Here is a 22,229-nt window from a genome sequence, read left to right as displayed (position 1 = left end):
CATCGCCCGAGCGGCCCTCGTCCTCCTGCAGCTGGAACACGACCGCACAGCCTGAAGATCACGAAGCGTCACGACAAATTACCGAGAAGGGTTCACTGTGAGGAAGCCAGGTGTCCACCGCCCTTTCCACAGCGCCGCTCTCCCCCTCCGACCGGGCGGAGCGCTGGCGCGATGTGGTCTCAAGCACCTTCATACCGCTCGACGTCGAGTTCCTGGAGAAGGAGCCGTCGCCCGGAACGCTTGTCAGCACGCAGCTCGGCCCCCTGCGGATCGCTCACGTGAAAGCGGGACCGCAAACAGTCACGCGCACCAGTCGGCACATTGCCCGACAGGATGAGGAGTTCCTGACCCTCAGTTTCCAGTGGCGGGGCACCGCACTCAAGGAACAAGACGGGCGGGAATCCCTGATAGAACCTGGTCAATTCTCCCTGTCCGATTCTTCCCGCAGCTTCAGGAAGAGGGTTGACCGTGAATTCTCCTTCACTTCCTTCCATTTCCCTCGGCAGGCGCTCGGCGTGCGGGACGAGGATCTGCGGACACTCACCGCGACCGCCTTCGCCGGCGACGTGGGAAGCGCCGGCCTGGTGGCGACCTACTTCGCGTGTCTGGCGCGCCACCAGGAGAACGAGAACGACAGCCTCGGCCGCCGGTTCGCGACCACCGGGCTGGACCTGCTCGCGTTGTTCATCGCCGAGCGGTGCGGTCGCTTCGACTCTCCGGAGTCCGGCCCCGGCGCAGCCGTGCTGGTGCGGGTGAAGGACCACATCAGGCGAAACCTCTCCGACCCGGAGCTGTCACCGTCCAGCATCGCCGCGGCGCATTTCGTGTCGGTCCGCTACCTGCACAAGCTGTTCGAGCCCGAGGGGACCTCGGTGAGCGGCTGGATCCGCATGCAGCGCCTGGAGCGGTGCCGACGGGAACTCCTGAGGAGCCCGGAGCGTGGGGGCGGCGTGGCGGCCGTCGCTCGACGCTGGGGATTCGTCAGTCCCAGCCACTTCAGCCGCGCCTTCCGCGTGGCCTACGGGATGACACCGCGCGACTGGCAGCTCCTCGATGCGTCCGGCCGGAGGCCCAAGGCAGAGGCCGTCTGAGGCGCTGCCCGCCTTCTTCCGTCCGCACGGCGGGCCTCGGCCGGACGGTCACCCCTGCGCGCGCAGGTCGGCGACCACCGCGGTCATGCCCCGGACGGTCGGGGCGTCGAAGAACGCGTACAGCGGAACCTCGACTCCCAGCCGGTCGAGGATCCTCACCGAGATCTGGGTCATCGTGATCGAGTGACCACCGAGGTCGAAGAGATCCTCGGTGTCCGCCAGCTCGGGGATCCGGAGCACCTCGCACCAGATCTGCCGTACCGTTTCGAGCAGGCTCCCGGAGTTCGCCGAGGCCGGGGATGCCGCCTCCGGCGGGGACGGCAGCGCCGACCGGTCGAGCTTGCCGTTCGGCGTGGTCGGCAGGGCGTCGAGGGCGACGAACGCCTCGGGCACCATGTACGCCGGCAGCGACGCCGCCAGCGCGCCGGAGTTCGCCCGCGTCCGCGCCCCCGACGACGTAGCCGACCAGCCTGTCCTCCCGCACCATGGCGGCGGCCTGGTCCACTCCGGGCACGGCGAGCAGCCGGGACTCGATCTCGCCAAGCTCGATCCGGTAGCCCCTGAGCTTGATCTGGCCGTCGATCCTGCCGAGGAACTCCAGCCGTCCGTCGCCGCGTCGGCGCACCCGGTCTCCGGTCGATCCGCACCCCCTTGGGGCGGCCGGTCGAGCCGGAGGTGTAGATCACATAGGCCAGGTCGTGCGGTGCCGGTGGCGTGGCGGCGGTCCCGTCGGCCGTGCCGGGATCCTCGATGGCGGCTTCGAGTTCGGCGTCCCCCAGCGTGAGGACGGCGCGGGAGTCCTCGACGATGAAGTCGAGCCGTTCCGCGGGGTATTCCGCGTCGAGCGGAAGGTAGGCGGCCCCGGCCTTGAGGACTCCGAGCAGGCCGACCAGAAGCCGCTCCGTCCGGCTCGCCCGCACCGCGACGAGGCTTCCCGGGCCGACGCCCTTGCCGTGCAGCCGGTCCGCGAGGCGGGTCGCGGCAGCGTCCAGCTGTGCGTAGGTGAGCCGCCGGTTCGCATGGATGACCGCGACGGCGTCGGGGGTGCGAGCGACCTGTTCCGCGAACAGTTCCGGCACGGTCCGTACCGGATGGTCACATCTTCTCCCCGGACGGACACTGCCGGCCGTTCAGCGACGACGCCGGCGGCACCATCGGCGCCAGCGGTGTCGGTGTGGTGGTGCTGAAACCCCTGCGGCTCGCACGGCGTGACGGCGACACCGTCTACGCGGTCGTCACCGGCTCGGCCCTCAACAACGACGGCGCCGACAAGCTCAGCTACAGCGCCCCCTCGCTGGCCGGCCAGCGCGAGGTGATCCGCGCCGCCCTGCGGCGCAGCGGCCGATCCGGTGCCGACGTCGGGTACGTCGAGGCACACGGCACCGGCACCCGGCTCGGCGACCCGGTGGAAGTGGGTGCGCTGCGTCAGGCCCTGGACCTCGGCCCGTCGGACCACTGCGCGCTGTCGTCGGTGAAGAGCCAGATCGGCCATCTGGGCGCGGCCGCCGGAGTGGTCGGCCTGGTGCGGGCCGCCCTGGCGGTCCATCACGGCGTGATCCCGCCCACCGTCGACTTCCACCGTCTCAACCCGCAGATCGGCGCCGAGATACCGTTCTCCATCCCGACCGAGGCCCGGCCGTGGCCGGCCGGCCGGCCACGCGTGGCGGCCGTCAGCAGCTTCGGCATCGGCGGTACCAACGCCCACCTGCTGCTGGAAGAGGCCAAGGTGCCCTCGGCGCCGCTCCATGCCCTGCCCTGCCTGGTGCTGTCCGGCAGCAGCGCCGAAAGCCAGGGCCAGTACATGAGACAAAGGGCGACAGCCCGACACAAGGGCGGGGTTGGTTCCCGGCAGGCGGGGCCCGAGGAGGCGTACTCGGGTCAGACGTCCCTGTTCCGTAAGGAGCCCGGACATTCCGACGCGGCGTCGTGGCGGGTGGGATGGAGGCATGGAACAGCGCTTCTTTCCCCCCGTGTTCAGGGGCAGGCTGCACGACGCCCGCACGGCGACCGCGATCGGCCGGTGGCTGGGGCTTGCGTTCGCGGTGTGCTTCGTCACCGGCCTGGTCAGCCACGTCCTGCAGCACCCGCCCTCCTGGGCGGCCGACGAGCTGCCGAGCCGCCCCACCTGGGGCTACCGCCTCACCCAGGGACTTCATGTCGCCTCCGGCATCGCCGCGATCCCGCTGCTGCTCGCCAAGTTGTGGACGGTGTATCCGCGCCTGTACGCATGGCCGCCCGTGCGGTCGGTGCGTCATGCGCTGGAGCGGCTGTCGGTGGGCGTGCTGGTGGCGGCAGCCGTGTTCGAGGTGGGCACCGGGCTGCTGAACACGGTGCAGTGGTATCCCTGGCCGTTCTCGTTCGTGCCGGTGCACTACGCGATGGCGTGGCTGGCGACCGGTGCGCTGCTGCTGCACCTGGCGGTCAAGGCCTCGGAGATCCGGGCCAACTGGACCCGGCGGTCGCCGGGAACGCTCGCCCTGCCCGAGAAGGACGCCGTCGACCGGCGCTCGTTGCTGGCCGGCGTGGGCGCGGCGGTCGGAGCGGTCACCCTGACCACCGTGGGCCAGTCCCTCACCCCGCTGAAGGACCTCGATCTGCTCGCGCCCCGCCAGCCGGACCACGGCCCGCAGGGCCTGCCGGTCAACCGGACCGCCGCCGCAGCCGGGGTCGGCCGGATCGCGGCCGAGCACTACCGGCTGGTGGTCTCCGGCCCGCGCCCCTATGTCCTCACCCTGGACGAGCTGCGCGTCATGCCGCAGTACGAGGTCGATCTGCCGATCGCCTGCGTGGAGGGCTGGAGCACATCGGCCCACTGGACGGGCGTGCGGGTCAGGGATCTGCTGGACCGGGCGGGCGCCCCGCCGCACGCGCGGGTTCGGGTGGTGTCGCTGCAACTCCGGGGCGGATACCGGGTGTCGGAGATGGGGCACGTATACGCCCGTGACCCGCTGACCCTGCTCGCGCTGCGCTTGAACGGGCGGGAACTCGCCCCCGACCACGGTTACCCGGCCCGTGTCATCGCGCCCAACCGGCCCGGTGTGCTGCAGACCAAGTGGGTCGGACGGCTGGAGGTGCTGTCGTGAAGGTGATGCGGATCCTGACGGGCCTGGCCGGCGCTGTGCTCATGAGCATCGGCGCCTTTCTGCTGTCGGACACGGGCGATCCGACGGGGGTGCTGGTCTGGCTGGGTGGAGCACTGGTGCTCCATGACGTGGTGATCGCCCCGCTGGTGCTGCTCGCCGGGCTGCTACTGGTGCGCGGCGGCGGGCGGGGCCCGGTGCGCGGGGCGCTGACGGTCGCGGGCGCGTTGACGGCGGTGGCGCTGCCGGTGCTCGTGCGCCCCGGGGCGACCGCCAACTCCTCGGTGCTGCCGTTGGACTACCCGCGCAACTGGCTGCTGGTGCTCGTCGCCGTAGCGACGGGGACAGCGCTGCTGACGGCCGCCCGCGGGTGCGTCCGCAGCCGGCGGCGCCCGCCAGGGGCACGCCAGGACCGGCGTGGCCGACGCCGTTGACCTCCACATCGGGCGGAAGGCTTACGAACCCCTGACGTCCGGGCGCGGAGCGGCCCGCGGCCGGGTGTGCGGCCCTACGGTCGGTGGCATGTTGATCCTGGTCACCGGAGGCGCGGGCTTCATCGGCTCGCACATCGTCCACGCCCTCCTGGACGCCGGGCACGCGGTGCGCGTCCTCGACGCCGTGTTGCCCGCCGCCCACCGCACCGTGCCGTCCCCGCCCCCGGAGGCCGAATGGCGGCAGGCGGATGTCCGGGACGCGGCAGCCGTGGCCGATGCCCTGAGCGGAGTGGATGCCGTGTGCCATCAGGCCGCCATGGTCGGCCTGGGCAAGGACTTCGCCGACGCGCCCGACTATGTGAGCTGCAACGACCTGGGCACCGCGGTGCTCCTCGCCGGGATGGCGGCGGCAGGGGTGCGTCGGCTGGCGCTGGCCGGCTCCATGGTGGTCTACGGCGAGGGGAGCTACGCATGTCCGGCCCACGGCCCCGTCCGGCCGGGGCCGCGCCGGGCGGCGGACCTGGACGCGGGACGCTTCGAACCACCCTGCCCGCGCTGCGGCGCTCCCCTCGCCGCCGGCCTGGTGGACGAGGAGGCGCCCGCCGACCCGCGCAATGTCTACGCCACCACCAAGCTCGCCCAGGAGCATCTCGCCGCCGCGTGGGCGCGGGCCACGGGCGGGCGGGTGGCGGCGCTCCGCTACCACAACGTGTACGGGCCCGGAATGCCGCGCGACACTCCCTACGCGGGCGTTGCCTCGCTCTTCCGTTCCGCGCTGGCGCGCGGCGAAGCCCCGCGCGTCTTCGAGGACGGCGGCCAGCGGCGCGACTTCGTCCACGTACGGGATGTCGCCGCGGCCAACCTCGCGGTGCTGGGCGCGGTGGACGGGCTGCCGAAGGGGACCTTGCGGGCGTACAACGTCGGCAGCGGCGAGCCCCACACGGTGGGGGAGATGGCGGCCAAGCTCGCCGCGGCGCACGGCGGTCCGATGCCGGTCGTCACGGGAGAGTACCGACTCGGCGACGTCCGCCACATCACCGCCTCCTCGCAGCGGCTGCGCGCGGAACTGGGCTGGAAGCCGCAGGTCACCTTCGCCGAGGGGATGACGGGGTTCGCGGGGGCGCCACTGCGTGACGGCTGACGTTGCGCTGCCGCGCCCGGCTGCCGTACGGGGCCTCAACCCGCGGCCGGAAGGCGGACCTCGAAGCGGCAGCCGCCCGGGACGTTGCGTACGGCGGCATGGCCGCGGTGAGCCTCCACGATGCCGCGCACGATGGCCAGGCCGAGCCCGGCCCCGGCCGGCGGGGTGCGAGCGTGGGTGCCGCGCCAGCCGGTGTCGAAGACCCGGGGCAGGTCCTCCGGCGGGATGCCGCCGCAGCCGTCGGTGACCGACAGCACGACGCTGTCGGCCACCCGGCAGGCACAGACGGCGACGGTGCCGTCGGCGGGGGTGCGGCGGATGGCGTTGACGAGCAGATTGGCCAGGACGCGGGACATCTCACGGCTGTCGACCTCGACCGGCACGGGCTCGACCCCGTCCCCGACGAGCCGTACCCCGTGCTCCCTGGCCAGCGCGTCGGCGCCCGCGATGGCGTCGCCGACGAGGTCGTAGACCGACATCCGTGTGGGCGACAGGGCCAGCACCCCGGCCTGGATGCGGGAGAGTTCGAACAGATCGCTGACCATGCCGCTCATGCGCTCGACCTCGGCGCTGATCCGGGTGTGGTAGACGGCGGGGTCCTCGACCACGCCGTCCTCCAGGGCCTCGGTCATCGCCTGCAGTCCGGCCAGCGGGGTGCGCAGGTCGTGGGAGATCCAGGCGACCAGTTCGCGGCGGGAGGCCTCCAGGGCCCGCTCCCGTTCCCGGGAGGCGGTGAGCTTGGCGCTGGTGGCGGCGAGCTGACGGCTCAGCTCGGCGAGTTCGGCGGTGGGGGCGGCGGCGGGCGGGGTGAAGCTCCCGTCGTCGCCGAGGGCCCGGGTGGCCTCGGCCAGGGCCCGGCTGCCCCGCACGACGCTGCGGCCCAGGACGAGCGCCACCGCCAGGGAGACGACCGCGGCCATGGCGCACACGGTCGTCACGACCCACAGGTCGTGGTCCGACAGGAGCATCGCCCAGGCCACCAGAAGGGTGCCCCCGAGCATCGCCGCGACCGTGACGGCCGCGACGACGGCCAGCGACAGGGCGACCGAGCAGCGTCTCAGCAGCCGCAGCGCGACCGCGCCGCCCAGCCCGGCGGCCACCGCGCCGATCGCGGCGTACAGGGCGATGAGCAGCGTGTCACCGACCATCGTCGGCTCCGCTCTCGGCAGGGCCGGTCTGTTCGGGAGGGTCGAAGCGGTAGCCGACCCCCCACACGGTGCTGATGAGGTGAGGGTGCGCCGGGTCGTCCTCGACCTTCTCGCGCAGACGCCGCACATGCACGGTGACGGTCGACAGGTCGCCGAACTCCCAGCCCCACACCCGGCGCATGAGTTCCTCGCGGCTCGTCGCCCTGCCCGGGTGGCGCAGGAAGAACTCCAGCAGGTCGAACTCGCGGATGGTGAGGGCAAGTTCCGCACCGTCGCGGGTGGCGCGCCGGGCGACGGGGGCCAGGGCGAGCGGGCCGGCCCGCAGCCAGGGCTCCGCGGGTTCGGCGCGGGCCGCCGCCCGTGTCCCGGCGCGGCGCAGCACGGACTCCACGCGCAGTACGAGTTCGCGGGGGCTGAACGGCTTGGTGACGTAGTCGTCGGCGCCGACCTCCAGGCCGAGGACGCGGTCCTCCTCGTCGCCGCGCGCGGTCAGCATGATCACGGGCAGGGGGCCGTCCTCGCGGATGCGCCGGCAGACCTCCAGGCCGTCCATGCCGGGCAGCATCAGGTCCAGTACCACCAGGTCGGGCGGCCGGACGGCGGCGCTGGCCACTGCGGCGGGACCGTCGGCGGCCAGCTCGACGGCGAAGCCCGCCCGGTCCAGATAACCGGCGACGACCTCGGAGACGGTCGGGTCGTCGTCCACGACGAGTACGCGTTTCACGCCACCGAGTCTCGCACCGTCCTCCGGCCGGCCGGCGGGGCGGCGGGCGATGTCAGAGATCCGTAAGGACGGGTGGAGGTGAGCAACCCGGGAGGACGCCACAGGCGCGCGATCTGCCAGGACGGTGGGTGCGCGCAAGCGTGCGGGGACGGGTGGGGCCACGACCGGCACGCCGACCTCCGGTACGTCCATCCGGCGCCGGACGTCAGCGATCCGTAAGGTCGCCAATTCCCTTTTGTTCGTTCTGCGTTCGTAGGGTGAGTGGGGTGATCGAGACATCCCCCTCCTCGCCTCCGCCCGTCGATGTCGTGCTGCCCTGCCTGGACGAGGCCGGGGCCCTGCCCTGGGTCCTGGAGCGGATCCCGCCGGGCTGGCGTGCGATCGTCGTCGACAACGGCTCGACCGACGGCTCGGCGGACGTGGCCCGCTCCCTCGGGGCCCATGTGGTCCGGGAGCAGCGCCGCGGCTTCGGAGCCGCCTGCCACGCCGGGCTCGCTGCCGCCATGGCCGACGTGGTCTGCTTCTGCGACTGCGACGCCTCCCTCGACCCCGCGCTGCTGCCGGCCCTCACCGGGCCGGTCCTCGACGACTCCGCCGACCTGGTCCTCGGCCGCCGCCGGCCCACCGCCCTCGGCGCCTGGCCCGTGCACGCCCGGCTGGCCAACCTGGAGCTGGCCCGGCTGATCCGCAGGCGCACCGGGCTGCGCCTGCGTGACCTCGGCCCGATGCGCGCCGCCCGCCGCGAGACGTTGCTCGCCCTGGACCTGACCGACCGGCGGTCCGGCTACCCGCTGCAGATGGTGGTCCGCGCCGCCGACGCCGGCTGGCGCGTCCGGGAGATCGACGTGCCCTACCACCCGCGCACCGGCCGTTCCAAGGTCACCGGCACCTGGCGCGGCACCTGGCAGGCGGTGCGGGACATGAGTGCCGTCCTCGGCGAACCGCGCACCGCGGACCCCGCGAGTAGAACCGCCGCCGGACCCGCGGACATCGCGAGCGTCACCGGCGTCACCGGAGCCGGACGATGAGCGCCCGGAGCCGGGGCACGGTCACGGGGCCTGCCACGCTGCTGGTCATCGCCAAGGAGCCCGTACCCGGGCGGGTCAAGACCCGGCTCACCCCGCCGTACACCCCGCAGCAGGCGGCAGCACTGGCCGAGGCCGCACTCGCCGACACACTCCACACGGTGCTCCGGGTCCCCGCCCGGCGCCGCGTCCTCGTGCTGGACGGCGCTCCCGGCGCCTGGCTGCCCCCGGGGTTCGACGTCGTACCCCAGGCACCGGGCGGCTTGGACGAGCGGATCGCGGCGGCCTTCACCCACTGCGCCGACGGTCCCGCGCTGCTGATCGGCATGGACACGCCCCAGCTGACCCCCGGTCTCCTCGACGGTGTCGGCGAAGACGGTCACGACGCCTGGTTCGGGCCGGCCGCCGATGGCGGGTTCTGGGCGCTCGGCCTGGCCGATCCGGCCCGCGCCGGGGCTCTGGTGCGGGGTGTGCCCATGTCCACCGACCGTACCGGCGCGGTCCAGCGGGCCCGTATGGCCGCGGCGGGGCTGTCGGTGGGCGACCTGCCGGTGCTGCGCGACGTGGACACCGCCGCCGACGCGGCCGAGGCCGCCGCCGACTGTGCACCGGGCGCCCGCTTCGCCGCCGTACTGGACCGGCTGGCGGAGATCGTACGGTGAGGGGCACGGCAACCGGTACGGCACCGGGCGGAACGTCCCCCGACGCCGAGTGGGCCGAGCCGGCCACGCCGGGCACGCACCGGCAGCCTCCGATGTCCCGGCCCTTGATGCCGCGGCCCGCCCCGCCCCGCACACCGACGCCCTCCACCGCTCGCCCCACCCCCGTGGAACCGGGCGCACCCTGGGCGGACGACCCCTACGTCCACGCCCTGCGCGCGGGCCGAGGCCCGCTGTACCTGCGCCGTCTGTGCCCGGGCACGGGGCAGGAGCCGCTGCTCCTGGACGTGGAGCGCTGGTGCGCCGCGCCCGACGCCGCCGACACGAGCGTGCTGCGTCGCTGCACCGGCCCGGTGCTGGACGTCGGCTGCGGCCCCGGACGCCTGGTCGCCGCCCTCACCGCCCGTGGCCGGCCGGCGCTGGGCGTGGACGTCAGCCCCACCGCCGTCGCCCGGACCCGCCGTCTCGGCGGAGCCGCCCTGCGGCGATCCGTCTTCGACCCTCTGCCGAGGGAAGGCCGCTGGGGCACCGTCCTGCTGATGGACGGCAACGTCGGCATCGGCGGCGACCCGGTCGTCCTGCTGACCCGGCTGCGCGACCTGGTCCGCCCCGGCGGACGGCTGCTGGCCGAGGCGGCCCCACAGGACGTGGACGAACGTCTCACCGTCCGCGTCGAGGACGCCCACGGCCGCCATGGCAGCCCCTTTCCCTGGGCCCGCCTCGGCACCACCGCGCTGGCGCACGCCGCCGACACCACGGGCTGGATCCTCACCGGGCGCTGGACGGCCGGGGACCGCCCCTTCGTGGAACTCCACCGCCCCGGGCCGGGACACCCCGGCGAACGCCCCACGGCCACCGGAAGGCCCGGCCGCCCATGACCGACACCACCCCCGCCTGCCGGCGGGATTCCGCGACGTCCGCGCGGCACCCGCGTCCTGGCTCCGCCGTACCGGCGAACCGCAGCACGGCCCGGATCGCCATCGGTGTCACCGTGGTCCTCCTCGCCGCCCTCACCGCCGTGGTCGCCGGCACCCTCCGCGCCGGCGACGACATCGGCGCCCCCGGCCGCCTGCTCACCGGCTACGGCGTCGCCTGGACCCTGTTCGCCGCCGCGGTGTGGACCGTGCGCAAGGTGCCGGCGCGTACCGCGACCGGGCTCGTGCTGGCCGGTGCGGCCGCCGTGGCGCTGGGCGCGCTCGCCGCGCCGCCCCGCACCAGCGACGACATGTACCGCTACGCCTGGGACGGCCGGGTCCAGGCGGCCGGCATCTCTCCCTATGCCCACCCGCCCGCGGCACCGGAACTGGCCGCGCTGCGCGACGACTGGCTGTTCCCCACCCAGGAGGCCTGCGAGGGCTGGGGTCTCCACCAGACAGGCAGTGGTCTGTGTCTCCGTATCAACCGTCCCACCGTTCCCACCGTCTACCCGCCTGTCGCCGAGGGCTGGTTCCTCGCCGTCCATGCCGTCTCCCCGCCGCACAGCCGCCACAAGCCGCTCCAGATCGGCGGCGCGGCACTCGCGTTCGGCACCACCGTGGCCCTGCTCGCGGTGGGGCGCCGACGCGGGGACCCGCAACGGGCCCCGGCCCGGGCCGCGTTGTGGGCCTGGTGCCCGGCCGTGCCGTTCGAGGCGGTCGACAACGCCCATATCGACACCCTCGGCGTCCTGTGCACGGTGCTGGCGCTCGGCACCGCGACCGCCGGGGCCCGCCGGGGCGCGCTGCTGGGCGCCGCGATCGCCGTAAAGCTCCTGCCGGTCCTGGCCCTGCCCGGAGCCCTGTCCGGGCAGCGCGGCCCGGCGCGGATCCTGCGCGTCGTGGCGGCCACCGTCGCCACGGTCGCGCTCGTCTACGTGCCCTACGTCGCCGTGTCCGGCACGGGTGTCCTCGGATATCTGCCCGGTTATCTCCACGAGGAGGGCTACGAACCCGGGGACGTACGCCGCTTCGCCCTGCTGCGCCTGCTGCTGCCGGACGCCGCAGCCGAAGTGACGGCGGCGGTACTGCTCGCGCTCGTCGGGCTGTACGTGTGGCGCCGCGGCGACCCGGACCGGCCCTGGAGCGGCGCTCTGCTGCTCACCGGCACCGCGTTGCTCCTGTTCTCGCCGAGCTATCCCTGGTACTCCCTGCTCGTCATCGCCCTCGTCGCCCTGGACGGCCGCTGGGAATGGCTGACCGTCACCCTGGCGGGCACCGTTCTCTACCTCGCCGGCCGGCTGCTGCCCGGCTTCCCGCTCCAGGCGTGGGCGTACGGCACGGCCGCTGTGGCCGTCACGGTCGGCGCCTGTCTGCGCTCCGGCCGGGCTCGCGGCCTGTCGGCAAGACGCCGCGACGGACCACGGCTCGCCGACCGGGCGTAGACCGCCGGGGGCGGTCATGGCACGGGCGTCGAGGTGGTCACGGGCGCTCTCACCGGGGCCGGCGCGCGCAGGATGCGGCTCGGACCGTCGGCGGTGACCGCGCGGCGGACCGGCCGGCCGGGTCACCCCGGCCGCTCCGGGGGAGGGAGCCGGGTGACCCGCCGGGGCCGGCCCAAGGCCCGGCGTGACCGGCGAGCCTCTCCCGGCCGCGTGGAGGTCGTCACACCGGTGCCGATGATGCATACGTGAGCGTCCAGGGCGGGCAGATGATGGACCGGCCGGTCGTGGTCAGGGCGCGGGTCCGGCCCGGCGCCGGTGCAGACGTACCAACGCTCGCCAGTCGCCCGATCCGGGGCACTCATGAGAAGGGACCGCTGATGTTCCGCAAGGTACTTGTCGCGAACCGTGGAGAGATCGCCGTCCGCGCGTTCCGTGCGGCCTATGAGCTGGGCGCCGGAACCGTGGCGGTGTTCCCGTACGAGGATCGCGGCTCGCTGCACCGGCTCAAGGCCGACGAGGCCTATCAGATCGGACAGAAGGGCCACCCGGTGCGGGCCTATCTGTCGGTCGAGGAGATCGTGGGGGCGGCGCGCCGGGCGGAAGCGGACGCCGTGTACCCCGGGTACGGGTTCCTGTCGGAGAACCCGGATCTGGCCCGGGCCTGCGAGGAGGCCGGGATCACATTCATCGGTCCGAGCGCCGAGATCCTGGAGCTGACCGGCAACAAGGCCCGCGCCGTCGCCGCGGCCCGCGCCGCCGGGGTGCCCGTGCTCGGCTCCTCGCGTCCCTCGACCGATGTCGGCGAACTGCTGGCGGCCGCCGAGGAGGTCGGATTCCCCCTGTTCGTGAAGGCGGTCGCCGGCGGGGGCGGGCGCGGCATGCGGCGGGTGACGGAGCCCGCACGGCTCCAGGAGGCGATCGAGGCGGCGTCCCGCGAGGCCGAGTCCGCCTTCGGGGACGCGACCGTGTTCCTGGAGAAGGCCGTCGTGGACCCCCGCCACATCGAGGTGCAGATCCTCGCCGACGGCCAGGGCGGCGTCATCCACCTCTACGAGCGCGACTGCTCGGTGCAGCGCCGGCACCAGAAGGTCGTCGAGCTGGCCCCCGCCCCCGGACTCGACCCCGCGCTGCGGGACCGTATCTGCGCCGACGCCGTCGCTTTCGCCCGCACCATCGGCTACCGCAACGCCGGCACCGTCGAGTTCCTGGTCGACCGCGACGGCCGGCACGTCTTCATCGAGATGAATCCGCGCATCCAGGTCGAGCACACGGTGACCGAGGAGGTCACCGACGTCGACCTGGTCCAGGCGCAGTTGCGCATCGCCTCGGGGGAGTCGCTGGCCGACCTCGGACTGTCCCAGGAGACGGTCTCCGTCCGCGGCGCGGCCCTGCAGTGCCGGATCACGAGTGAGAACCCGGCCAACGGGTTCCGCCCCGACACGGGAACGATCAGCGCCTACCGCTCGCCCGGCGGCTCCGGCATCCGGCTCGACGGCGGCACCGCCTTCGTCGGCTCCGAGATCAGCGCCCACTTCGACTCGATGCTGGTGAAGCTGACCTGCCGGGGCCGTGACTTCGCCACCGCGGTGCGGCGTGCCCGCCGCGCGGTCGCCGAGTTCCGCATCCGCGGCGTGGCCACCAACATCCCCTTCCTCCAGGCGGTGCTGGACGACCCCGACTTCCGGGAGGGCCACGTGACCACGTCGTTCATCGAGGAACGCCCGCACCTGCTGACCACCCGCCATTCCGCCGACCGCGGCACCCGCCTGCTCACCTACCTCGCCGACGTCACCGTCAACAAGCCGCACGGCGCACGCCCGCGGCTGGTCGACCCCGTGACGAAACTGCCGCACGTCCCCTCCGGCGCACGGCCGCCCGCCGGTTCGAAGCAGCGGCTGACCGAACTCGGCCCGGAAGGGTTCGCCCGCGCGCTGCGCGCGTCGTCGACCGTCGCCGTCACCGACACCACCTTCCGCGACGCCCACCAGTCCCTCCTGGCCACGCGTGTCCGGACCAAGGACCTGCTGGCCGTCGCCCCCGTCGTGGCCCACACCCTTCCCGGGCTGCTGTCCCTCGAATGCTGGGGCGGGGCCACCTACGACGTGGCCCTGCGCTTCCTGGCCGAGGACCCCTGGGAGCGGCTGGCCCTGCTGCGCGCGGCGGTGCCCACCATCTGTCTGCAGATGCTGCTGCGCGGCCGGAACACCGTCGGCTACACCCCCTACCCGACGGAGGTCACCGACGCCTTCGTCGGCGAGGCCGCCCGTACCGGCATCGACGTCTTCCGCATCTTCGACGCGCTCAACGACGTCGCCCAGATGCGGCCCGCGATCGACGCCGTACGCGCCACCGGGACGGCCGTCGCCGAGGTCGCCCTGTGCTACACCGCCGACCTGTCCGACCCGACCGAGAAGCTCTACACCCTGGACTACTACCTCCGGCTCGCCGAGGGGATCGTCGAAGCCGGGGCACACATCCTGGCGATCAAGGACATGGCCGGGCTGCTGCGGGCGCCCGCGGCCGCACGGCTGGTGACGGCGCTGCGCCGGGAGTTCGACCTGCCGGTGCATCTGCACACCCACGACACGGCCGGCGGGCAGCTCGCCACCTATCTGGCCGCGATCGGCGCGGGCGTCGACGCCGTGGACGGGGCGGTGGCCTCGATGGCGGGCACAACGTCCCAGCCGTCCCTGTCCGCGATCATCGCCGCCACCGACCACTCCGAGCGGCCGACCGGGCTGAGCCTGCGGGCGGCCTGCGACCTGGAGCCGTACTGGGAGACCGTGCGCCGCATCTACGCCCCCTTCGAGGCCGGCCTGGCCTCGCCCACCGGACGTGTCTACGACCATGAGATCCCCGGCGGACAGCTCTCCAACCTGCGCGTCCAGGCACGGGAGTTGGGCCTGGGCGACCGGTTCGAGGAGATCGAGGCGATGTACGCGGCCGCCGACCGCGTCCTCGGCCGCCTGGTGAAGGTCACCCCGTCGTCCAAGGTGGTCGGCGATCTCGCGCTGCACCTCGTCGGCGCGGGCGTGACACCGGAGCGATTCGCCGCGGAACCGGGCGCGTACGACATCCCGGCCTCGGTGATCGGGTTCCTCCGCGGCGAGCTGGGCGACCCGCCCGGCGGCTGGCCGGAGCCCTTCCGCGGCAAGGCCCTCAAGGGCCGGGCCGAGACCAAGCCGGTCGCCGGACTGACCGAGGAGGACCGCGAGGGCCTGGACAAGGACCGCAGGGCCACCCTCAACCGCCTGCTGTTCCCCGGACCGGCCAAGGAGTTCGAGGCACACCGCGACGCCTACGGAGACACCGGCGTCCTGCCCAGCAAGGACTTCTTCTACGGGCTGCGCCCCGGCGAGGAACACGCGGTCGACCTCGAACCCGGCGTACGCCTGCTCATCGCCCTGGAGGCGATCGGCGAGGCGGACGAGCGCGGCATGCGCACGGTGATGGCCACGCTCAACGGCCAGCTCCGGCCCGTCCAGGTCCGTGACCGCTCGGTCGCCTCGGATCTGCCGCCCGCGGAGAAGGCCGACAAGTCCGACCCCCGGCACGTCGCCGCACCGTTCGCCGGGGTCGTCACCCTGGCCGTGCAGCCGGGCGCCCAGGTGGAGGCGGGCGCGACGGTGGCGACGATCGAGGCGATGAAGATGGAGGCCGCCATCACCGCGCCCGTCGCCGGAACGGTGGGCCGCCTGGCGGTCGACTCGGTACAGCAGGTGGAGGGCGGCGACCTGCTGATGGTCATCGCGTAGTACTCCAGCGCCGGTTCGCGTCTCGAGCCGCGGCGCCAGGTGCCCGCCGATGTCGTTGCCGCTCCCACCGGGACCGCGGCAACGGCGCGACCAGCACGTCATCGCCGCCCGGTGGGGCTTGTCTCGCGCATCCGACTTCACCCGCGCCTTCCGGACCGCCTACGGGACCGTCCGGGGCGTAACGCAAGCAGGCTCAACGCCTGGCCGAGTACACGCACGGCCAAGGACGCTCCCGTGACGAGCCGGTCGGTCTTCGGGCGGAAGACCGCCCGGCGGGCTGCCCGATGACGTCGGCCGCGAGCGCCGTCGGGGGCGGCCACGCGGTGTCCGGGGACGGCGGCCCCCGCAGACATCGCTGGAAGCCACGGCCGAAGGATGTCATCGTGGAAGGGGGCCCGGCCCGACTGGGCAGCGGGACCGGAGTGCTGTACCGGCAGGGGGCAGCGCGCGACGCGGAAGCGGTGCGAGCGGGATGATTCTTGCGGTCGTGTTCGCCGTCCTGGCAGCCGGCAGCAACGCGGTGGGAACCGTGCTGCAACGGCGTGCGGCGGTGGCGGCGCCCGACTCCACGGCGCGGTTCGGGCTCATCCGGCAGCTGCTGCGCAGCCCGGTCTGGTTCGGGGGCATCCTGGGGGTCGTGTTCGCCGCGCTCTTCCAGGCCCTGGCGCTGAACGTGGGGACCCTGGCCGCGGTCCAGCCCCTCTTCATCCTGGAGCTGCCGCTGGCTCTCCTGGCCGGCAGCGCGGTATTCCGGGTGCGGGTGTCCCGCAAGGCGTGGCTCTACGTGCTGTGTATCTTCGTGGGCCTGGCCGTCAGCCTGTTCTCGGTCGCGCCCTCCGGCGGGCGCTCCCAGGTTCCCGGACTGTGGTGGGTGCCGGCCCTCGCCGTGGTCGGCGGCGTCGGCGCCGTGCTCGTCCTCGCCGGGTTCCGCCGCCCCCACGGACTGGCGCGCGCGGCCTGTTTGGCCGCCGCGGCCGCGATCGGCAACGCGCTGACCGCGGCGCTCGTCAAGTCCGCCATGCACATCCTGTCCGAAGAGGGGGCGGCAGGGTTCTTCCTGGCCTGGCAGACCTACGGTTTCGCGGCCGCCGGTTCGCTCTCCATCCTGCTCCTGGGCTACGCCATGCAGTCGGGCCCGCTGATCGCGTCCCAGCCGGCCCTCACGCTCGGGGACGCGACCGTCAGCTTCTGCCTCGGCGTCGTCCTCTACGCCGAGTCACCGCGCCACGGGCTGTGGCTCCTGCCGGCGTTCCTCGGCGTCGCCCTGCTCTGCTACGGCGTCTTCGCCCTCTCCCGTACCCCGTGCCTCGCGGAGTGTGTCCACCCGGAAGCGGAGGAACCACGGCCCGAAACGCGGCCCGCCCCAGCGGCCCGTCACCCCGCGACGGCGGACTGAGGCGGGACCGCGGCTGGGGCGATCCGGCCCGCTCAGGCGGTGAGGCGCTCGGCGAGGGCCTTGGCCTTGGTGGCCGCGTCCTGCAAGGCGCGCTCACGGGAGGCCTCGAAGAGCGGCACCAGCTCGGCCATGGCCGGGTTGTGCGGGGCCATGGTGAGCTCGGGGACGATGAAGTCGAGGTCGAGGCCGAGCGCGTCGGCGAGGATCGCCGTCAGGTAGTTCTGTACGTACTCGTACGGCTCCCGCGGGGTGCCCGGCGCGTAGGAGCCGCCGCGGCTGGCGACCACGGTGACCGGGGTGCCCTTGGCGGAGGGGTTCTCGCCCGCGGTGCGGCCGAACAGGATGACGTTGTCCAGCCAGGCCTTGAGGGTCGAGGGGATCGCGTAGTTGTACATCGGGGCGCCGATCAGCACCGCGTCCGCCTGCTCCAGCTCCTCGATCAGCCGCACGCGCTCGGCGAAGGCGGCGGCCTGCTCCGGCGTGTGGGCGGCGGGGTCGGCGAACCCGGCCGAGTGGGCGTCGGCGGTGATGTGCGGCACGGGCTCGGCGGAGAGGTCGCGGTAGATCACCGTGCCCCCCGGGTGCTGCTCCTCCCAGGCCTTGCGGAAGGTCTCGGTCACCGCGCGGGAGGCGGAGGCGGAGGCCGGGAACACGGACGAGTCGAGGTGCAGAAGGGTGGCCATCGGGGGTCTCCAATGAACGGGGGTCCGAGGGGTCCGCCGGGGTGACGGACGCCCAGGGGCTAATGTTTCGTACTGAACTGAAGTTAGCACAGGTACTTACTTTTTTTCATCTACATACGGGGGAGCGGTATCCTGGGCGCATGACGGTCGAACAGAGGCACGACCCCGCAGGATGTAAGCGGGTGGACGAGGGCATCACCCGCGTCTTCCAGTTGCTCGGCAAGCGCTGGACCGGCCCGATCGTGGCCGTGCTGGTCGAGCAGCCGGCCAACTTCGCCGCCCTGCGCCGCGCCATTCCCGGCCTCAGCGAGCGCATGCTCTCCGACCGCCTCACCGAACTCGGTGTCGCGGGGCTCGTCGTGCGCCAGGTCGACGAGGGCCCGCCGCTGCGGGTCTCCTACCGCCTCACGGAAGCGGGAGCCGCGCTGGAGCCGGCGCTCAAGGAGCTCGGCCGGTGGGCGAAGGAGCACCTGCCGGACAGCCGGCCCTGCGGGGAGGCGTCCGCGGAGTGACACGGACGCCGGCGAGGGGGCGGCGAGAGCTGCCCCGGCCGGGCCGCGCCATGGGTTTTCGCTGTTCAGCGGGACCGGGTTCCGGGTGTGTGGGGCATATCTCGTCACGATGACGCATCCCCATGTCAACGCACCGGAATTACCGCTTCCGACGGGCTTTGGACAGGCCCTCGGAGAGCGGACGGAACCGTCCGTGTCCATCCTCGTACTAATGTTGACCGCTTGTTTGAGGCTGGACCGGAAGATCCCCAGGCACACCTGCGGGCCCCCCAGCGCCCCGGAGCGATCCGGGAACGACACGTGAGGACCCGATGGCAGCCCTCCAGCAAGGCCCCGCACTCGCGCTGTCCGATACGGAGATGCGCGTCGAGTTCGGCGACCGCGCGCGCTTCTTCGCCGCCCCCGCCGCCTCGCCGCGCACCCTCGTGGACATCTTCGACGCCACGGTGCGGGCGTACCCCGACGAGCCGGCCCTCGACGACGGCCACCGTTCCCTGACCTACCGCGCCCTCGCCACCGAGGTCGAAACCCTCCGGCGCCGCCTCGCGGACGCCGGGGTGGGCCGCGGCGACCGGGTCGGCGTGCGCGTCCCGTCCGGCACCAACGACCTGTACGTGGCGATCCTGGCCGTACTCGCCGCGGGAGCCGCCTACGTCCCGGTGGACGCCGAGGACCCGGACGAGCGGGCCGAGCTGGTGTTCTCCGAGGCGGAGGTGCGCGCGGTCGTCGGCGCCGGGCACCGGATCACCGTCAACGGCACGTCCGACGTCCCGGCCGCCCGCCCCGGCGTCGAGCACGACGCCTGGATCATCTTCACCTCCGGCTCCACCGGCAAACCCAAGGGCGTCGCCGTCAGCCACCGCAGCGCCGCCGCGTTCGTGGACGCGGAGGCGGACCTCTTCCTGCGGGAGGAGCCGATCGGGCCCGGTGACCGGGTCATGGCCGGCCTCTCCGTGGCCTTCGACGCCTCCTGCGAGGAGATGTGGCTGGCCTGGCGGTACGGAGCCTGTCTGGTGCCGGTACCGCGCTCACAGGTCAGGAGCGGCGCCGATCTCGGCCCCTGGCTGGTCGAGCAGGAGATCACCGTCGTCTCGACCGTGCCGACCCTGGCCGCGCTCTGGGAGTCCGAGGCCCTGAGCGACGTCCGCCTGCTGATCTTCGGCGGCGAGGCCTGCCCGCCCGAGCTGGTCCAGCGACTGGTCACCGAGGGACGCGAGGTCTGGAACACCTACGGGCCGACCGAGGCGACCGTGGTGGCCTGTGCCGCGCTGCTCACCGGCGAGGAGCCCATCCGGATCGGACTGCCCCTGAACGGCTGGGAGCTGGCCGTCGTGGACGACGCCGGGCAGCCGGTGGCCATGGGCGCGAGCGGACAGCTGGTCATCGGCGGGGTCGGGCTCGCCCGGTACCTCGACCCCGAGAAGGACGCGGAGAAGTACGCGCCGCTTCCCTCCCTCGGCTGGGAGCGCGCCTACCGCAGCGGGGACCTCGTCAGGGCCGAGCCCGAAGGGCTGATCTTCCTCGGGCGCGCCGACGAACAGATCAAGCTCGGCGGGCGGCGGATCGAGCTGGGCGAGGTGGACGCCGCACTCCAGGCGCTGCCCGGGGTGGCCGGGGCCGCCGCCGCGGTGCGCACCGCCCGCAGCGGCAACCAGCTCCTCGTCGGCTATGTCGTCACCCAGGAGGGCTGGGACCACGCGGCGGCCGTCGAGCGGCTGCGCGCCGAACTGCCCGCCGCCCTGGTCCCGCTGCTCGCGCCGGTCGACGATCTGCCGACCCGCACGTCCGGCAAGGTCGACCGGAACGCGCTGCCCTGGCCGCTGGAGGGCCTGGAAGGCCCCACCGCCCAGCTCTACGGCACCGAGGCGTGGCTCGCCGAGCAGTGGACCGAGGTCCTCGGCATCCCGGTGGCCGACGCGACCGACGACTTCTTCGCCATCGGCGGCGGCAGCCTGGCCGCCGCCCAGCTCACCACCCGGCTGCGCACCCGCTACCCCAGCGTGGCCGTCCTCGACATCTACCAGCAGCCGACGCTGCGCAAGCTCGCCCGCCATCTGGAGGAGTCGGCGCAGGACGACGGTGCGCAGCGCGTGGTCACGCCGGTGCCCAGGCGCGCCGGGGTCCTTCAGCTCCTCCTGCTCGTCCCCCTGTTCACCGTGCTCGGGCTGCGCTGGACCGTGGCGCTGGCCGCGCTCGGCAACGTCCTGCACTGGTTCGGCCCGTATCCGTGGGCACCGGCCACCTCCTGGTGGGCCGTGGCCGCCGGAGCGGTGCTGTTCTACAGCCCGCCGGGGCGGCTCGCGATCGCGGCGGGCGGCGCCCGGCTGCTGCTGCGGGGCGTCAAGCCCGGCCGGTACGCGCGCGGGGGCAGCGTGCATCTGCGGCTGTGGACCGCGGAACGGCTCGCCGAGTTCAGCGGGGCGACCTCGCTGACGGGCTCCTGGCTGGAGCGGTACGGCCGCGCACTGGGCGCCAAGATCGGCCCGGACGTGGATCTGCACTCGCTGCCGCCGGTGACCGGCATGCTCAAGCTGGGCCGGGGCGCGGCCGTCGAGTCCGAGGTGGACCTGGCGGGCTACTGGCTGGACGGCGACCGGCTGGAGATCGGCACGGTCAAGGTGGGCGCGCACGCCGTGGTCGGCACGCGCAGCATGCTCTTCCCCGGCGCGCGCGTCGGCAAGCGCGCCGAGGTGGCCCCCGGTTCGGCGGTCGCCGGACAGATCCCCACCGGCCAGCGCTGGGCGGGCGCGCCCGCCGTCAAGCTCGGCAAGGCCAAGCGCAACTGGCCCAAGGAGCGGCCGGGCCGCGGCACCGGGTGGCGGGCGATGTACGGCGTCAGCGGCGTCGTGCTGACGGCCCTGCCGGTCCCGGCGGGCGCCGCCGCGCTCCTGGTGGCACACCTGTTCGTCGATCCGGCCGCCGGTCTCGGCGCGGCCCTGCGCGGGGCCGCCCTGGCGCTGGTTCCCGCCACGCTCGCGTTCGGGCTGGCGTACGCGCTGCTGCTCCTGGTCGCCGTGCGGTTGATGAGTCTCGGACTGCGCGAGGGCACCTACCCGGCGCACAGCCGGATCGGCTGGCAGGCCTGGACGGTCACCCAGCTCATGGACCGCGCGCGCGAGACCCTGTTCCCGCTGTACGCGGGGCTGGTCACCCCGGTGTGGCTGCGCCTGCTCGGGATGCGGATCGGCCGCGGTGCCGAGGTGTCGACCGTTCTGGCGCTGCCGAGTCTGACCACGGTCGGCGACGGGGCGTTCCTGGCGGACGACACGCTGACCGCGCCGTACGAACTGGGCGGCGGCTGGGTGCGGATCGGGCGCGCGGAGATCGGGCGGCGGGCGTTCCTCGGGAACTCCGGGATGACCGCGCCGGGCCGCAGCGTGCCGGACGGCGGACTGGTCGGCGTGCTGTCGGCGACCCCGAAGAAGGCCAAGAAGGGCAGCTCCTACCTGGGGCTGCCGCCGGTGAAGCTGCCGCGCACCGCCTCCGACAGCGACCAGAGCCGCACCTTCGAGCCGCCGGCTCGGCTGCTGTGGGCGCGCGGGCTGGTGGAGCTGTGCCGGATCGTGCCGGTGTTCTGCTCGGCGGGGCTCGCCCTGCTGACGGCCGCGGCGCTCTGTGCGCTGGGCGACTGGGCGTGGCTGCTGTGCGGGGTGGTGCTGCTCGGCGCCGGACTGGCGGGCGCCGCCGTGTCCGTCGTGGCGAAGTGGCTGCTCGTGGGCCGGCACCACAGCGGAGAGCACCCGCTGTGGAGCTCCTTCGTGTGGCGCAACGAACTGGCGGACACGTTCGTCGAGGTCGTGGCCGTGCCCTGGCTGGCCGGGGCGGTGCCGGGCACGCCGCTGATGACGCTGTGGCTGCGCGCGCTCGGCGCCCGGATCGGCCGGGGAGTGTGGGTGGAGAGCTACTGGCTGCCGGAGACGGATCTGGTGACGCTGGAGGACGGCGCCACGGTCAACCGCGGCTGTGTGCTGCAGACCCACCTCTTCCACGACCGGATCCTGCGGACCGATACTGTGATCCTCCGTGCGGGCGCGACGCTGGGCCCTGGCGGAATCGTCCTGCCCGGCAGCACCATCGGGGCCCGCACCACGCTGGGTCCGGCCTCGCTCGTGATGGCGGCGGAGTCGGTGCCCGACGACACCCGCTGGCTGGGCAACCCGATCGAGGCATGGCGTCCCCGGAAGCGAGCGGCGTGACGCGGCCGGGGCAGGGACACCGGCAC

At 73.6% G+C, this 22,229-nt stretch carries 16 protein-coding genes and 3 pseudogenes; 14 read left to right on the top strand and 5 right to left on the bottom strand.

Annotation, left to right across the window (positions count from 1 at the left end):
• Positions 1 to 110: 110 nt before the first annotated feature.
• Positions 111 to 1,091 (top strand): AraC-like ligand-binding domain-containing protein, encoded by a 981-nt coding sequence (locus ACWD5Q_RS28300; protein ID WP_451429884.1) that lies wholly within the window; start codon positions 111 to 113, stop codon positions 1,089 to 1,091.
• Positions 1,092 to 1,139: 48 nt separating this feature from the next.
• Here the strand turns inward: ACWD5Q_RS28300 and ACWD5Q_RS28295 are convergent, their stop codons facing one another.
• A complete protein-coding gene (locus ACWD5Q_RS28295) occupies positions 1,140 to 1,487 on the bottom strand; it encodes a phosphopantetheine-binding protein (RefSeq protein ID WP_451429883.1) in 348 nt (115 codons plus the stop codon).
• A gap of 302 nt (positions 1,488 to 1,789) precedes the next feature.
• Positions 1,790 to 2,170 (bottom strand): annotated as a pseudogene (locus tag ACWD5Q_RS28290) (AMP-binding protein); the annotation flags it as partial.
• 17 nt (positions 2,171 to 2,187) lie between these two features.
• Between ACWD5Q_RS28290 and ACWD5Q_RS28285 the strand changes: the two are divergent.
• The 4 genes and pseudogenes from ACWD5Q_RS28285 to ACWD5Q_RS28270 all read left to right on the top strand — a co-directional run.
• A pseudogene (locus ACWD5Q_RS28285) lies at positions 2,188 to 2,880 on the top strand (beta-ketoacyl [acyl carrier protein] synthase domain-containing protein); the annotation flags it as partial.
• Between the two features lie 157 nt (positions 2,881 to 3,037).
• Positions 3,038 to 4,174 carry a molybdopterin-dependent oxidoreductase gene (locus tag ACWD5Q_RS28280; RefSeq protein WP_451429882.1) on the top strand — a complete coding sequence of 379 codons (1,137 nt, stop codon included), beginning with the start codon at positions 3,038 to 3,040 and terminating at the stop codon, positions 4,172 to 4,174.
• Between the two features lie 5 nt (positions 4,175 to 4,179).
• The gene (locus ACWD5Q_RS28275; RefSeq protein WP_451429887.1) at positions 4,180 to 4,605 is read left to right on the top strand and encodes a hypothetical protein; all 426 of its coding nucleotides are present in this window, start codon (positions 4,180 to 4,182) and stop codon (positions 4,603 to 4,605) included.
• An 88-nt stretch (positions 4,606 to 4,693) separates the two neighbouring features.
• Positions 4,694 to 5,746, top strand: a complete 1,053-nt coding sequence (locus tag ACWD5Q_RS28270) for an NAD-dependent epimerase/dehydratase family protein (protein ID WP_451429881.1) — start codon at positions 4,694 to 4,696, stop codon at positions 5,744 to 5,746.
• A gap of 35 nt (positions 5,747 to 5,781) precedes the next feature.
• Here the strand turns inward: ACWD5Q_RS28270 and ACWD5Q_RS28265 are convergent, their stop codons facing one another.
• Together ACWD5Q_RS28265 and ACWD5Q_RS28260 are read right to left on the bottom strand one after the other, a co-directional pair.
• Positions 5,782 to 6,894 carry a sensor histidine kinase gene (locus tag ACWD5Q_RS28265; RefSeq protein WP_451429880.1) on the bottom strand — a complete coding sequence of 371 codons (1,113 nt, stop codon included), beginning with the start codon at positions 6,892 to 6,894 and terminating at the stop codon, positions 5,782 to 5,784.
• Positions 6,884 to 7,618 (bottom strand): response regulator transcription factor, encoded by a 735-nt coding sequence (locus ACWD5Q_RS28260; protein ID WP_451429879.1) that lies wholly within the window; start codon positions 7,616 to 7,618, stop codon positions 6,884 to 6,886. Before ACWD5Q_RS28260 ends, ACWD5Q_RS28265 begins: the two co-directional genes overlap by 11 nt.
• 266 nt (positions 7,619 to 7,884) lie before the next feature.
• Here ACWD5Q_RS28260 and ACWD5Q_RS28255 point away from each other — a divergent pair, with 266 nt between their 5' ends.
• The 7 genes and pseudogenes from ACWD5Q_RS28255 to ACWD5Q_RS28225 all read left to right on the top strand — a co-directional run bounded on the left by ACWD5Q_RS28255 (position 7,885) and on the right by ACWD5Q_RS28225 (position 16,812).
• Entirely contained in the window at positions 7,885 to 8,646 is a 762-nt protein-coding gene (locus tag ACWD5Q_RS28255) for a glycosyltransferase family 2 protein (RefSeq protein WP_451429878.1), read from the top strand.
• The gene (locus tag ACWD5Q_RS28250; protein ID WP_451429877.1) at positions 8,643 to 9,305 is read left to right on the top strand and encodes a TIGR04282 family arsenosugar biosynthesis glycosyltransferase; all 663 of its coding nucleotides are present in this window, start codon (positions 8,643 to 8,645) and stop codon (positions 9,303 to 9,305) included. The genes ACWD5Q_RS28255 and ACWD5Q_RS28250 overlap by 4 nt, the downstream gene beginning before the upstream one ends.
• A complete protein-coding gene (locus tag ACWD5Q_RS28245; RefSeq protein WP_451429876.1) occupies positions 9,302 to 10,180 on the top strand; it encodes a class I SAM-dependent methyltransferase in 879 nt (292 codons plus the stop codon). Before ACWD5Q_RS28250 ends, ACWD5Q_RS28245 begins: the two co-directional genes overlap by 4 nt.
• Positions 10,177 to 11,661, top strand: a complete 1,485-nt coding sequence (locus tag ACWD5Q_RS28240) for a glycosyltransferase 87 family protein (protein ID WP_451429875.1) — start codon at positions 10,177 to 10,179, stop codon at positions 11,659 to 11,661. The genes ACWD5Q_RS28245 and ACWD5Q_RS28240 overlap by 4 nt, the downstream gene beginning before the upstream one ends.
• A 377-nt stretch (positions 11,662 to 12,038) precedes the next feature.
• Positions 12,039 to 15,416 (top strand): pyruvate carboxylase, encoded by a 3,378-nt coding sequence (locus ACWD5Q_RS28235; RefSeq protein WP_451429874.1) that lies wholly within the window; start codon positions 12,039 to 12,041, stop codon positions 15,414 to 15,416.
• A gap of 94 nt (positions 15,417 to 15,510) precedes the next feature.
• Positions 15,511 to 15,654: pseudogene (locus ACWD5Q_RS28230) on the top strand (helix-turn-helix domain-containing protein); the annotation flags it as partial.
• 234 nt (positions 15,655 to 15,888) lie between these two features.
• Positions 15,889 to 16,812: a DMT family transporter gene (locus tag ACWD5Q_RS28225; protein ID WP_451429873.1), complete on the top strand. Its 924-nt coding sequence runs from the start codon at positions 15,889 to 15,891 to the stop codon at positions 16,810 to 16,812.
• A gap of 32 nt (positions 16,813 to 16,844) precedes the next feature.
• Here ACWD5Q_RS28225 and ACWD5Q_RS28220 read toward each other — a convergent pair whose 3' ends face one another.
• Positions 16,845 to 17,495: an FMN-dependent NADH-azoreductase gene (locus ACWD5Q_RS28220; protein WP_451429872.1), complete on the bottom strand. Its 651-nt coding sequence runs from the start codon at positions 17,493 to 17,495 to the stop codon at positions 16,845 to 16,847.
• A gap of 140 nt (positions 17,496 to 17,635) precedes the next feature.
• On the opposite strand from ACWD5Q_RS28220, the gene ACWD5Q_RS28215 reads away from it, so the two are divergent.
• On the top strand, positions 17,636 to 18,007 hold the full coding sequence (locus ACWD5Q_RS28215) for a winged helix-turn-helix transcriptional regulator (protein ID WP_451429871.1): 372 nt from the start codon (positions 17,636 to 17,638) through the stop codon (positions 18,005 to 18,007).
• A gap of 311 nt (positions 18,008 to 18,318) precedes the next feature.
• On the top strand, positions 18,319 to 22,203 hold the full coding sequence (locus ACWD5Q_RS28210; protein WP_451429870.1) for a Pls/PosA family non-ribosomal peptide synthetase: 3,885 nt from the start codon (positions 18,319 to 18,321) through the stop codon (positions 22,201 to 22,203).
• Positions 22,204 to 22,229 lie beyond the last annotated feature (26 nt).

The organism is Streptomyces sp. NPDC002513 (assembly GCF_053595355.1).
Note: the sequence above shows the minus strand (reverse complement) of the source record. Positions and strands in the feature narration are given on the sequence as shown.

Excerpts from the sequence above, each read along its gene's own strand:
- ACWD5Q_RS28270 (WP_451429881.1), top strand. The coding sequence starts at position 4,694 with ATGTTGATCCTGGTCACCGGAGGCGCGGGCTTCATCGGCTCGCACATC.
- ACWD5Q_RS28210 (WP_451429870.1), top strand. The coding sequence starts at position 18,319 with ATGGCAGCCCTCCAGCAAGGCCCCGCACTCGCGCTGTCCGATACGGAG.
- ACWD5Q_RS28295 (WP_451429883.1), bottom strand. The coding sequence starts at position 1,487 with ATGGTGCCCGAGGCGTTCGTCGCCCTCGACGCCCTGCCGACCACGCCG.
- ACWD5Q_RS28235 (WP_451429874.1), top strand. The coding sequence starts at position 12,039 with ATGTTCCGCAAGGTACTTGTCGCGAACCGTGGAGAGATCGCCGTCCGC.
- ACWD5Q_RS28240 (WP_451429875.1), top strand. The coding sequence starts at position 10,177 with ATGACCGACACCACCCCCGCCTGCCGGCGGGATTCCGCGACGTCCGCG.
- ACWD5Q_RS28280 (WP_451429882.1), top strand. The coding sequence starts at position 3,038 with ATGGAACAGCGCTTCTTTCCCCCCGTGTTCAGGGGCAGGCTGCACGAC.
- ACWD5Q_RS28225 (WP_451429873.1), top strand. The coding sequence starts at position 15,889 with ATGATTCTTGCGGTCGTGTTCGCCGTCCTGGCAGCCGGCAGCAACGCG.
- ACWD5Q_RS28265 (WP_451429880.1), bottom strand. The coding sequence starts at position 6,894 with ATGGTCGGTGACACGCTGCTCATCGCCCTGTACGCCGCGATCGGCGCG.
- ACWD5Q_RS28250 (WP_451429877.1), top strand. The coding sequence starts at position 8,643 with ATGAGCGCCCGGAGCCGGGGCACGGTCACGGGGCCTGCCACGCTGCTG.
- ACWD5Q_RS28215 (WP_451429871.1), top strand. The coding sequence starts at position 17,636 with ATGACGGTCGAACAGAGGCACGACCCCGCAGGATGTAAGCGGGTGGAC.
- ACWD5Q_RS28275 (WP_451429887.1), top strand. The coding sequence starts at position 4,180 with ATGCGGATCCTGACGGGCCTGGCCGGCGCTGTGCTCATGAGCATCGGC.
- ACWD5Q_RS28220 (WP_451429872.1), bottom strand. The coding sequence starts at position 17,495 with ATGGCCACCCTTCTGCACCTCGACTCGTCCGTGTTCCCGGCCTCCGCC.